The 13,400-nt window shown below is 28.0% G+C and carries 9 protein-coding genes; all 9 read left to right on the top strand.

All coding sequences use genetic code 11. The features are described from left to right. Positions 1-692: response regulator transcription factor (locus E0K96_RS11830; protein WP_240924522.1), on the top strand; the 692-nt coding region annotated here is incomplete at its 5' end. A 3-nt stretch (positions 693-695) separates the two neighbouring features. Then, the gene (locus tag E0K96_RS11825) at positions 696-1,592 is read left to right on the top strand and encodes a sensor histidine kinase (RefSeq protein WP_240924520.1); all 897 of its coding nucleotides are present in this window, start codon (positions 696-698) and stop codon (positions 1,590-1,592) included. A gap of 85 nt (positions 1,593-1,677) precedes the next feature. Further along, on the top strand, positions 1,678-2,361 hold the full coding sequence (locus tag E0K96_RS11820; RefSeq protein ID WP_087245082.1) for an ABC transporter ATP-binding protein: 684 nt from the start codon (positions 1,678-1,680) through the stop codon (positions 2,359-2,361). Between the two features lie 5 nt (positions 2,362-2,366). Continuing rightward, entirely contained in the window at positions 2,367-4,757 is a 2,391-nt protein-coding gene (locus E0K96_RS11815) for an ABC transporter permease (RefSeq protein ID WP_168083388.1), read from the top strand. Positions 4,758-4,930: 173 nt separating this feature from the next. Beyond that, a complete protein-coding gene (yaaA, locus tag E0K96_RS11810; RefSeq protein WP_087245096.1) occupies positions 4,931-5,149 on the top strand; it encodes a S4 domain-containing protein YaaA in 219 nt (72 codons plus the stop codon). Then, entirely contained in the window at positions 5,136-6,245 is a 1,110-nt protein-coding gene (recF, locus tag E0K96_RS11805; protein ID WP_168083386.1) for a DNA replication/repair protein RecF, read from the top strand. Before yaaA ends, recF begins: the two co-directional genes overlap by 14 nt. Continuing rightward, the gene (gene gyrB / locus E0K96_RS11800; protein ID WP_087304829.1) at positions 6,232-8,154 is read left to right on the top strand and encodes a DNA topoisomerase (ATP-hydrolyzing) subunit B; all 1,923 of its coding nucleotides are present in this window, start codon (positions 6,232-6,234) and stop codon (positions 8,152-8,154) included. The genes recF and gyrB overlap by 14 nt, the downstream gene beginning before the upstream one ends. Before the next feature lie 15 nt (positions 8,155-8,169). Continuing rightward, positions 8,170-10,629, top strand: a complete 2,460-nt coding sequence (gene gyrA / locus E0K96_RS11795; RefSeq protein WP_168083384.1) for a DNA gyrase subunit A — start codon at positions 8,170-8,172, stop codon at positions 10,627-10,629. A 68-nt stretch (positions 10,630-10,697) separates the two neighbouring features. Continuing rightward, positions 10,698-11,852 carry an immunoglobulin-like domain-containing protein gene (locus E0K96_RS11790; protein ID WP_168083382.1) on the top strand — a complete coding sequence of 385 codons (1,155 nt, stop codon included), beginning with the start codon at positions 10,698-10,700 and terminating at the stop codon, positions 11,850-11,852. Positions 11,853-13,400: the final 1,548 nt, after the last annotated feature.

The following is a 13,400-nucleotide window of genomic DNA, read 5'->3' as shown; positions in this document are numbered from 1 at the left end:
ATAATTTGAATGGTGGTATTATGGAAAAAATTTTACTGGTTGAAGATGATTTACAAATCGTTAAGCATTTAAATTCTTATTTAAGAGAAAATGGTTATCATTTAATAGCTGTTGATGGTCAAAAAAAGGCTATGCAAATACTCCAACAACAATCTATAGATTTAATCTTATTAGATATTTCATTAAAAGAAGGTAATGGCTTTTCTTTATATAATGAAATTAAAGCTTATTATGATATTCCTATTATTTTCTTAACGGCCCAAAGTGATGAATTTAGTATTATTACAGGACTTGATTTAGGAGCAGATGATTATATATCAAAACCATTTCAACCTCGAATACTTTTATCACGTATTCAAAATATTTTAAGAAGATATAAAAAACAAGATCAGATATTTCAATATCAAAATCTGCAAGTTTATATTTCTCAAGCTAAAGTCTTTAAAAATCATCAGGAAATCTTTTTATCAGCTTTAGAATATAAATTATTGTTAATATTTGTACAACATGCTCATCATTTACTAACAAGAGAATTTTTATTAGAAGAACTTTATCAGATGACAGGTGAAGATATGAATGATAATACTTTGACTGTTTATATTAAAAGATTAAGAAATAAGATAGAAGATCAGCCTCAACATCCCCAAATCATACAAACCAAAAGAGGATTGGGTTATCAACTGGGAGATTAAATGATGTATATGATTATATTCTTACTATGTTGTATCATTGGTGGTTTATGTTTTTACATCTATAAACAAAATAAAAAAATTATTTCTATTTCTAAACAAATCAATGATATTTTATTTCATCATAATGATTTTTATATTCAAAAATACAAAGAGGGAAATCTTTCTATTTTAGAGAGTGATATATGTAAATTAGTCAATAAGATTTATGAACAAAGTCATTTATTAGAAAATGAAAAACTGATTTTAAAAGAATATCTGGAAGATATATCTCATCAAATGAAAACACCTTTAACAGCTTTAAATTTAATTCATGAAAGATTAAATAAAGCTGAAGGTAATGAAAAAAGACAATTATTAAAAGAAGAAAAGAAATTATTAGATAAAATTGAATGGCTCGTGATGAGTTTATTAAAAATGGCACAATTAGATGCCCAGACAGTTACTTTTCATCAGGAAAGCATTACACAGAAAGATTTTGTTTTGCAATTATTAAATCCATTTGAAATACAAATAGATATGAAAAATATTCAAATACAAATCAATATTCAAGAATCAGAGATATTCAAATGTGATATTTTATGGACTTTAGAAGCTTTATCTAATATCCTAAAAAATTGTATAGAACATGTTGAACAAAATGGTATGATTCAAATATCAATGAATCAAAATCCTTTATATGATGAAATCATTATTCAGGATAATGGTTGTGGTATTGATCAGGAAGATTTAATACATCTATTTGAAAGATTTTATAAAGGAAAAAATGCAAAGCAAGATAGTGTAGGTATAGGTTTAGCTTTGAGTTCTATGATTATTGAAAAACAAAATGGAACAATTCAAGTAGAAAATACATATCCTGGCACAAAATTTACAATTCATTTATATAAAGAAAATGTATAAATATTTAATTATGACAAATCTGTCACTTTATTGTCACGGGTTTGTCATTTTTATTTGATACTATATAGATGAGGAGGGAGAACATATGGCAATATTAGAAGTAAAAAATTTGACCAAGATTTATGGACATGATGAAAATAAGGTTGTGGCCTTAGATCATGTTTCATTTACTGTTGAAAAAGGTGAATTTATAGCTATTGTAGGTTCATCCGGATCAGGAAAGAGTACACTATTACATTTGATTGGTGGTGTTGATAAACCAACAAGTGGTGAAGTGATTGTCAATGGACAAAATGTCTATAAAAAGAATGAAAATGAATTAGCCATATTTAGAAGAAGGGAAGTTGGGTTGATTTATCAATTCTATAATTTAATTCCTATATTAACCGTTGAAGAAAATATGACATTGCCAGTATTGCTGGATAATAAAAAAGTGAATCAGGAAAGATTGGATGAATTACTACGTATATTAGATTTGAAATCAAGAGAAAAACATCTACCAAGAGAACTTTCAGGAGGACAGCAACAACGTGTATCAATAGGAAGAGCATTAATGAATGCACCATCACTGGTTCTTGCGGATGAACCAACAGGAAATCTTGATTCAAAAAACAGTAAAGAAATCATAGATTTACTGAAATTAACACAAAAAAGATATAAACAGACCTTAATCATGATTACTCATGATGAAAATATAGCTATGCAGGCAGATAGAATCATCGTGATAGAAGATGGAAAGATAAAAAAAGATGAGGTTATTAGAAAATGAAAATTATGAATATATTGACCTTAAGATATCTGAAAGCCAATAAAAAAAGAAGTTTATTGACATTACTATGTATTATGGTATCAGTTATCATGATGAGCTGTGTAGGAATAGCTTTTTCATCAGGTAAAGCCTATTATAAAAGTTATATAGAAAAAACAAGAGGAGATTACCATTATCGCATTGTTGATAATAGACAAGAAATTATTGATTTAATAAAAGATGATTCTCAAGTTGATGAATATTATTTTTCTTGTACAACACAACTTGATTATCAAGATTCACAGTTATATATGAAGTCTGGTGATTCATTATATTTTCAAAAGAAAGGACTCTATGATTATATTATTGATGGAAGATTACCTGTTAATAAGTATGAAATTGTTATAACACCAGAATTTTTAAAAATGAATCATATTGATAAAAAAATAGGAGATCAGATAACATTTGATAATCAACAAACATATACAATTGTAGGATTTATGAATAGTTATCAATCTCAAGATTTCATGGGAGATATATATCAGGCATTTTCTTATATAGATTTAACTCAAGATTATACAATGTATATTAAAGATAAAGATGTTTCCAAAAATATATTTCAACATGTACAAAATTTAAAGGAAAAAATAGAGAAAATGGGAAATACACCATCTTCAGAAGATGCTATATCTTATAATATATCTTATTTAGCTGTACAGAATATCTTTGAAGAAGGTTTAACTGCTGGATATACAGATGTATATCATATGATTTATATTATGATTGGTATTATTAGTTTTGTATCTATTATGATTATATATCAGGCATTCCATCTATCAACAACAGATCGTATTCAATATCTTGGGATGCTTTCAAGCGTAGGTGCTACGCCTAAACAAAAGAAATGTTCTGTTTATTTTGAAGGATTCATATTATCCATTATTGCGATACCATTTGGAATTCTATGTAGTTTTATAGGATTAAATATTGCTTTTTTATTTGCTAATCAAATGAAAATTTTAAAAGATCTCAACTTATCTATTCATACGCAAATCTCACCATTATATTTATGTCTCGTTATTATAGGTTCGTTTTTGATTACTTTTATCGCATTATATATACCTGCAAGAAGAATATCAAAAATATCTGTGATGGATGCTTTAACGAAAAGTGATGAAGTTAAAGTGAAAAAGAAAAGACTTCAATTAAATCGTTTTTTATCAAAATTTTTTAATGTTTCATGGCAATTGTCTATTAAAAATTATAAAAGACAAGGAATCAAATCCAGAGTTATTATTATTTCCTTAATGTTATCAATGATTATCTTTGTTTCTATGACAAGTTTTGGTAAAAATTTTATTAATACTGTCAAAAAAGAAAGTGGTATTCATGATTATGATATTTCAGTTTCAGACGTTGAAATGAAAAATAGACAAGATGTTATTGATATTTTAAATAACAGTCAATATGATAATGACTATTATTTGAGAGGATTAGAATTTGTTAATGTAGATATTAATCCTGATTATTTAACATATGAAAGTCCAAAAACTATAGGAATTTATATTCAGTGTATAGATGATCAAAGATTTAATCAATTATGTGAGGATAATGGTATTCAGCCATCAAATGATTTAGCATTAACATATAATCAATCTTTAATCTTGGGCGAAAATGAAACAGAAATTTCGTCAGTTTATAAAAAAATGGACAGAAACTTCATTCAAGATATGTATATCAGTTATTTAGATGATGAAACTGAAAAAGAAAAGAAGATAGATATTCAAAATTTTCAAGATATTCAAATGATAGAAACATCTGATGAATATAATATAATTAATCCTTACGAATTAACTTTTATTGTTTCCACAGACTATTTTGAAAAAGAGTTTGGGTCTACGAATATAGAAATTTATATTCGGACACAACAACATGAACAATTAAATCAAGAATTGGAATCTTATGGATTAAGCAGTTACGATGAAACATCAGCTAATCAGGAAAGAATTGAATTTATGACAATTGTAGAGATATTTGTTTATGGATTTATAACAATTTTACTTATATTTACATTATTAAATATCTTAAATATGATGAGTGCCAGCATAGAAAAAAGGAAAAAAGAATTTGCGATGTTCATGAGTATAGGCATGAGTGTCAATGATATGAAAAAAATGTTATGGAAAGAATCTTCTATTTATGGCATAAAATCATTTGTATATAGTTTACCATTCTGTATAATAATAGAATTTCTATTATATAATTTATCTTCTAGTACTCTTCCTTTTACACCTTCATGGATAGCTTATTTGATATCATTTATTGTGATGATGATAGTGATGATCTTAACATTTAAATTAGGATTAAATCGTTTTAGAAAACAGAATATTATAGAAACATTAAAAGATGATATGTAGTCAAAAAGACTATATATCATTTTTTAGCTTATATTTAGCTTATAAGAGGTTTTTATATAAAAATGAGATTTATCACTTTTTTTATAAATATTGAATATAAGCCATAAAAACTATCATTTTTGATGTTTTTGTGCTATAATAGTTCAGGTTATGAAAGTATGGGTGATAAATATATGAAAGAAGTTACAATTCATAGTGAGTATATTACTTTAGGACAATTACTTAAATTAGCTGATGCTGTAAGTAGTGGAGCTGAAGCTAAATTAGTCATTAGTGATGGACTGGTTCTTGTCAATGGTGAAGTAGAAACAAGACGTGGTAAAAAGCTCTATCATCAGGATATTGTTTCTTTTGATGGTCAAGAATATCTAATCATTAATGAAGATTCATAGTATTCAATTAAAGAATTTTAGAAATTATATTGATTGTTCAGTAAAATTTGATCCTTTTATTAATATTTTAATTGGTCAAAATGCTCAAGGAAAAACAAACTTATTAGAAGCTATATATATTTTATCAATGTCTAAAAGTTTTAAGACAAAAGTCATAGATGAAATGATTTATTTTGATCAGGACTTTGCGAAAATTCAAGGACAGGTTATTAATAATCAAAAGACATTAAATTTAGAGATTGTTTTATCAAAGTTAGGAAAGAAAGCTTTGATTAATCATAATGAAATTAAAAAAACAAGTGATTATGTTGGTTATTTAAATGTTGTTTTATTTATTCCTGAAGATTTAATGTTAATAAAAGGAAGTCCAAAATTAAGAAGAAAATTGATTGATATGGAGTTATCTAAAATATCACCTATATATATGTATGATTTTAATAAATATCAAAGATTATTAAAAGAAAGAAATAAATATTTGAAATTATTAAATGAAAAACATTTAAAAGCTGATGATTACTTAGAGGTTTTATCTGAACAGATGGCACGATTACAAGTTCAATTATTAAAGAAAAGAATTGAATTTGTAGAATTATTAAATGAGATATCTGCGAAAATGTATGATTATATTGCTTTACATCAGGAAGTATTATCAATTCAATATAAAACACATTACAAAGATATGAGTTATGAAGGTATTTTAGAAGATTATCGAAAGAATTATCAAAAAGATATTGCTTTTAAACAGACAACACATGGTATTCATAAAGATGATCTGGTGATGTGTTTAAATCAACAGGATGCTATAACTTATGCTTCACAGGGGCAACAAAGATCTATTGTTTTAGCAATAAAAATCGCTTTATTAGAATTGATTAAAAAAGAAATCGGAGAATATCCTGTTTTGTTGTTAGATGATGTTTTAAGTGAACTAGATGATACAAGAAAGACGAAGTTATTGAATTTAATTGAAGGAAAGGTTCAGACTTTTTTAACTTCAACAAATATTGATGGTATTCATCATCAGGTTATAGATAAAGCAAAGAAAATCGTCATTGAAAATGGAAATGTGAAAGGAGAAAGCTATGGAAGAAAATAAAGTTCAACACAGTTATAATGAATCTGATATTCAAGTCTTAGAAGGATTAGAAGCTGTTAGAAAAAGACCGGGTATGTATATTGGTTCAACGTCTTCTAGAGGTTTACATCATTTGGTATGGGAAATTGTTGATAACTCTATTGATGAAGCTTTAGCTGGATTTTGTAGTGAAATTAAAGTGATTTTAGAAGAAGGCGATGTTGTCAAGGTTATTGATAATGGACGTGGTATGCCAACAGGTGTTCATGCAAAAACTGGTAAGAGTACAGTTGAAACAATTTTAACTGTTTTACATGCTGGTGGTAAATTTGGTGGTGGAGGCTACAAAGTTTCTGGTGGTCTACACGGTGTTGGTGCCAGCGTTGTTAATGCATTGAGTGAATGGTTAGAAGTTTATGTACATAGAGATGGTCATATTTATTATCAAAGATTTGAAAAAGGTGGACAACCTGTTGAAGATTTAAAGATTATTGGTGATTGTGATGATACTGGAACAACTGTTACTTTTAAAGCTGATCCTTTGATTTTTGAAGAAACAACTGTATATGATTATGAAACATTAAATCAGAGAATCCGTGAATTGGCTTTCTTAAATAAAGGATTGAAATTAATTTTAGAAGATCATAGACAGACACCACATAAGAAAAATGAATATCATTATGAAGGTGGTATCAAAGAATACGTAGCTTATTTAAATCGTAATAAAACGCCTATTCATGAAGAAATTATTTATGTAGAAGATGAAATAGATGATATTAAGGTTGAAGTTGGTATGCAATATAATGATGGATATCAGCCAAATATCTACTCTTTCTGTAATAATATCAATACGCATGAAGGAGGAACTCACGAAGAAGGTTTCCGTCTTGCTTTAACAAGAGTCATTAATAATTATGCAAAAAATAATAATTTCCTGAAAAAAGATGAAGAATCTTTAAGTGGTGATGATTGCCGTGAAGGGTTAACAGCGATTATTTCAGTGAAACATCCTGATCCTCAATATGAAGGACAGACAAAAACAAAATTAGGAAATGCTGAAGTGAGAAAAATCGCAAGTAATATTATTTCAACAGCGTTAGATAAATTTTTATTAGAAAATCCAAATACAGCACAAATTATTATCAATAAAGCCATTGTCGCAAGTCGTGCTAGAATGGCAGCCAAACGTGCCAGAGAAATGACAAGAAGAAAAACAGCTTTAGATAGTATTGCCTTGCCAGGTAAATTAGCTGACTGCTCATCTAAGGATCCTAGTGAATGTGAAGTATTCATTGTCGAAGGGGATTCTGCCGGTGGTAGTGCCAAAATGGGTAGAGATCGTAGAACTCAGGCCATTTTGCCATTACGTGGTAAGATTTTAAATGTTGAAAAATCAAGATTAGATAGAATTTTAGGAAATGCTGAAATTCGTTCAATGATTACAGCTTTTGGAACGGGTATTGGTGAAGAATTTGATATTAGTAAATTAAGATATCATAAAATTGTCATCATGACCGATGCCGATGTTGATGGTGGACATATTCGTATTTTGATGTTGACATTCTTATATCGTTTCTTAAAGCCATTGATTGAAGAAGGATATGTTTATGCTGCACAGCCACCATTATATTTATTGAAACATGGAAAAGAAGAATATTATTTATATTCTGATTATGAATTGGAAAAGAAAAAAGAAGAACTTGGTGAAAATGCCAAAATTTCTATTCAGCGTTATAAAGGTTTAGGAGAAATGAATGCTGAACAGTTATGGGATACAACAATGAACCCAGAACATCGTGTATTATGGCAAATTGATTTAGATGATGCGATGCAGGCTGATGCTATGTTTGATATGTTGATGGGTGAAAAAGTTGAACCAAGACGTGAATTTATTCAAGAAAATGCACAAATGGCAGAATTAGACTTATAGTAAAGGAGAGAAAAAATGGAAGAACGTGGAATTAAGAAAAGATCATTAACAAAAGAAATGAAACAATCCTTTATCAATTATGCCATGTCAGTTATTGTTCAAAGAGCTTTACCAGATGTGAGAGATGGATTAAAGCCTGTTCAAAGAAGAATTGTGCATGGAATGAATGAACTTGGATGTTATAGTGATAAACCATATAAGAAATCAGCGCGTATTGTTGGGGAAGTTATGGGGAAATACCATCCTCATGGTGACTCTTCAATCTATGAAGCATTAGTTCGTATGGCACAGGATTTCAGTTATCGTTATATGTTAGTAGACGGTCATGGAAACTTTGGTTCTATTGATGGTGATGGTGCTGCGGCACAACGTTATACTGAGGCTAGAATGTCTAAGATTTCTATGGAAATGGTGAGAGATATTAATAAAGATACAGTTAATTTCATTCCTAACTATGATGGTGAAGAATCAGAACCAGAAGTTATGCCATCACGTTTTCCTAACTTATTAGTCAATGGGACAACAGGAATTGCGGTTGGTATGGCTACAAATATTCCACCTCATAATTTAGGTGAAGTTATTGATGCCATATTAGCTGTTTCTCATAATCCTGATATTACGATTCTAGAATTAATGGAAAATTATATTCAGGGACCTGATTTTCCAACAGGAGCTTATATTTTAGGTAAATCAGCGATTAAAAAAGCTTATGAAACTGGTAATGGCTTAATTGTCATGAGAGCGAAAACGGATATTATTGATATTCATGGTGGTAAAAAAGCTATTGTTGTTACTGAAATACCATATATGGTCAATAAAGCTCGTTTAATTGAAAAAATGGCTGAACATGTCAAAGAAAAACGTATTGAAGGTATTACAGAAATACGTGATGAATCTAACCGTGAAGGTATTCGTATTATGATTGAACTTCGTAAAGATGTTCAACCAGAAGTTATTTTAAATCAGTTATTTAAATTAACAGCTTTACAGACAACATTTGGTGTAAATTCTATTGCTTTAGTAAATAATCAACCTCAAACATTAAATTTAAAACAAATGATTACTTACTATCTTGATCATCAAGAAGAAGTGATCAGAAGAAGAACAGCTTATGATTTAAAGAAAGCTGAAGATCGTGCTCATATTTTGGATGGTTTAAAAAGAGCATTAGATCAGATTGATGCTATTATTGAACTCATTCGTTCATCACGAACAACAGAAATTATTCAACAGAGATTGATGGATGAATTTGATATGTCTGATCGACAAGCAAAAGCAATCAGAGAAATGCAGCTTCAAAGATTAGCTGGTTTGGAAAGAGAAAAGATTGAAAATGAATTAAATCAATTATTAGAATTGATTGCTGATTTAAAAGATATTCTTGCAAAAAGAGAAAGAATATTAGAAATTATTGAAAAAGAATTATTAGAAATTAAAGCTAAATTTGCTGATAAGAGAAGAACTGAAATTATTCAAGGAACATTTGATTTAGAAGATGAAGATTTAATTCCAGTCGAAGATGTGATTATTTCTTTAACTTCTAATGGATATGTGAAACGTATGCCTGTTGATACTTATAAAACACAAAATAGAGGTGGTAGAGGTATCAAAGGTATGGGAACAAATGAGGATGATATTGTGGATGCTTTAATTCATATGAGTACTCATGATGATTTATTATTCTTTACAAACTTTGGTAAAGTCTATCGTTTAAAAGGATATAATATTCCTGAATTTGGTAGAACTGCTAAAGGATTACCTGTTGTCAATTTATTAAATTTGGATAAAGATGAAAGTGTTAAATCTATGATTTCTATTGATAAAGATGATATTGATGAAGATAAGAATCTATATCTATTCTTTGTGACATTAAATGGTTTAGTTAAGAAAACATCTATTGAAGAATTTAAAAATATTAGACAGTCTGGTAAGATTGCGATTAATTTAAAAGATGAAGATCAGTTGGTTGCTGTGAAATTAACAAAAGAAAATGAAGAAATTCTCGTTGCAGCATCTAATGGAAAATTAATTAGATTCAATGAAAATGATGTCAGACCAATGGGTAGAACAGCTTCAGGTGTCAAAGGTATTAATGTAGATGGTAGTCATGTTGTGGGTATGACAACAAATGGAGAAGGACAATATATTATGGCTATTAGTGAAAATGGTTATGGTAAGATGTCTCCAATAGAAGATTACCGTGAATCACATCGTGGTGGTAAAGGTGTGAAAACGATTAATACGACTGAAAAAACAGGACAATTGGTAGCTTTAAGAGCTGTTAATGGTGATGAAGATTTATTAATCATGACAAGTGAAGGAATCATGATTAGACTTCCAATGGAACAAGTAAAATTAGCTGGAAGAAATACTCAAGGTGTTAGATTGATTAAAGTTGCTGAAGGATCAATTGTTTCAAGTGTAGAAGTTGTATCTAAATCAGAAGAAGAAACTGAAGATAATGAAGAAGAATAGTATGTCGTAGGATATACTATTCTTTTATGGGGAAGGAAAAAATGAGAAAACTCAATAAAAAACATGTTATGATAACATTCATTCCTATTATTGTTATGATTGTTTTGATTTTTTGGTTTGTGTTTAAAAAAACAGAAACATTAGAATTAATAGGAAATGAAAAAGAAGTTTTCATGCTAAATTCTATTTATGAAGAAAAGGGAACAAATCTTGAAGATGTAGAAATGATTGGGAATGTTGATACATCTCAAGAAGGACAATATGAAATTAAATATCAATACAAAAATCAGACTGTTAAACGTTTTGTTGAAGTCTTAAATAATAAACAAATCGTTATGAATTTAAATGGATCTCAGGATACTTATGTTTTAAAAGGACAGAAGTATATAGAATCAGGATGTCATGTTATTGATCAAAATGAAGGTAATCTGACTGATCAAGTTAAAATCACAGGAAAAGTTGATACTCAAAAGGTTGGCGATTATGAGATTATATATTCTGTTCAAAATAAAGAGGGTATCTATTGTTCTAAGAAAAGAACTGTACATGTTGTCAATGAATTTGAAAAAAATAGTCATGGGATACCTGTTTTAATGTATCATTATGTCTATACTCCAGATGATTTACCAAAAACGATAAATACAAATTATATTCTTGATTCAAAATTAGAAGAACAATTAAAATACTTAAAAGACCAAGATTTTTATTTTCCATCATATCAGGAATTATCAGCTTATATAAAAGGTGAAATTGATTTGCCAAAGAAAATTGTTATTTTAACCTTTGATGATGGACAAAAAGGATTTTTAAAGTATGGTATTCCATTATTAGAAAAATATCAGATTCCAGCAACTTCTTTTATTATTGCATCTCAAAATGGAAAAGAAAAAGTAAAAAAATATGCCAGTGAGTATATTACATTTCAATCTCATTCTTATGATATGCATAAAGGTGGAGGAAATATTGGACATGGTGGTATTATCAGTGCTATAAATATGGAACAAATTAAAGAAGATTTATTAAAGGCTCAAAATACTGTTGAAAATACAGAAGCTTTTGCTTATCCATATGGAGATGTCACAGTACAAGGACAACAAGCTATTCAAGAAGCTAAAATTTTATGTGCTTTTACAACAGAGTATGGAAAAGTAAAAAAGGTCAGGATCCAACAAAATTACCACGAGTACGTGTACTTGGTGAATCATCATTACAATCATATATAGCATCATTAGGAATGTAAAAAAGATTTCTACGGTCCTTTAAAAAATTGAGGGGTCTATCCTAAAAAGCTTTAAATTAATACGGGAAGAACTACCTTCCCGTTTTTTAATACCTATAGTCGAGAATTTAGCATGTTTAATATTCTGTTTTTAATTTGTACTGTTGATTATGAAATTGTAGGATTTCCTACCTGATAGTACGTTTGACAGGTCATTGTGACCAGATAGCATGAAATGTCAATCGTAAAATAATGATTCCTTTTTATTTTGACATTTTAAACATAGTTGAAAAGTATATATACACCATATAAAAATGAAATAAATAACGTATCAGCAAATAAATTAATAGTTGATCTTATGAGATATTATATACAGTCTATAATAAGCGTAGCTATTAATAATAGATGCCAAATAAATGGATTTAAAGTCATCATTAATATATATACTTATCACCTTTATAACTAAATCATATAACATTAAATAGAAGAAAACAAAGAAATGTTTGAATAATCTTTAAACTTTTTTATATGAGCTATATGATCAACAAGCTATTGAATTTCCCACGATTTTGGAACATAGATTGAGAAAATAGAAAAAGAGATTTCCCGTAAAACTTATTCGTTTTGGAAAACCCCGTGACTTCTTAGACTATCTTTTAAAGCTGGATCAACAATATTTGATTGATGACTATTTGTCATCTTTTTTATTATATTTTCCTCTTGATTTACCAACTATTTTCATCTTTTTCCATGCTCGGTTGCATTATATTTTTTATATAAATTTTTCGAATATATGAATTTATTTCTAGATCTTGCAATGTTTTGCATTCTATTTGCATTACTGGTTGATCTTCTTGATATAGTTATTTTCTCAATAGATCTGTTAGATAGTCTTCTTTTTTGTAATATTGTTTGCAAAAAAATTATAACAGGAGATTCTCATTTTATAAAAAACAACCCCAATTTAAATTTAAAGCAAGAAAAGACAGACCCCATTTAAAAATTTAAAGTCCAGGGTCTGCCTCGCAAATATTTAATATACCATTTTTACTTCAATTATGTAGAAATCTTTTTTTAGAATGATGTTTAAATAAAATGTATTGAGTTAGTTGGTTTTATAAGTTTTATAATAGGTAAAAAATATCCAGTGAATACTTTTTACTTATTATATGAATAGGGTCACATAAATGGTCACATATTTATCTTATTATTTTTTTTGCTCTAAAAAGTAGACTTTTTCTCTCACTGTGTTCTATAATAAAAAGGGAATATTGTAGCTATAATTGACCAAAAAACATATATTTTAATACCCTTAATTAACTGAACAATAAAATCTACTTTTTGATTCTTTTAGAAAAGGATTATATCTACTGTACTTATAGAAAATTATATACTTTAAAAATGGTTTTCAATTGTTACAAAACTGCAATGTTTAAGTAATATATGTTTTAAAATTAAAGAATATTTTACATTTTCAAGTTTAATAAAATTATTAATGATTATCTCATCTATTATACAAAAATAAAATATTTCTAGATGGGATGAAAAATTT

This window comes from Massilimicrobiota sp. SW1139 (assembly GCF_012027715.1).
GTDB lineage: Bacteria > Bacillota_I > Bacilli_A > Erysipelotrichales > Coprobacillaceae > Allocoprobacillus > Allocoprobacillus merdigallinarum.
This window is presented reverse-complemented; position numbering and strand designations above follow the sequence as displayed.

Excerpts from the sequence above, each read along its gene's own strand:
- E0K96_RS11825 (WP_240924520.1), top strand. The coding sequence starts at position 696 with ATGTATATGATTATATTCTTACTATGTTGTATCATTGGTGGTTTATGT.
- E0K96_RS11820 (WP_087245082.1), top strand. The coding sequence starts at position 1,678 with ATGGCAATATTAGAAGTAAAAAATTTGACCAAGATTTATGGACATGAT.
- E0K96_RS11815 (WP_168083388.1), top strand. The coding sequence starts at position 2,367 with ATGAATATATTGACCTTAAGATATCTGAAAGCCAATAAAAAAAGAAGT.
- yaaA (WP_087245096.1), top strand. The coding sequence starts at position 4,931 with ATGAAAGAAGTTACAATTCATAGTGAGTATATTACTTTAGGACAATTA.
- recF (WP_168083386.1), top strand. The coding sequence starts at position 5,136 with ATGAAGATTCATAGTATTCAATTAAAGAATTTTAGAAATTATATTGAT.
- gyrB (WP_087304829.1), top strand. The coding sequence starts at position 6,232 with ATGGAAGAAAATAAAGTTCAACACAGTTATAATGAATCTGATATTCAA.
- gyrA (WP_168083384.1), top strand. The coding sequence starts at position 8,170 with ATGGAAGAACGTGGAATTAAGAAAAGATCATTAACAAAAGAAATGAAA.
- E0K96_RS11790 (WP_168083382.1), top strand. The coding sequence starts at position 10,698 with ATGATAACATTCATTCCTATTATTGTTATGATTGTTTTGATTTTTTGG.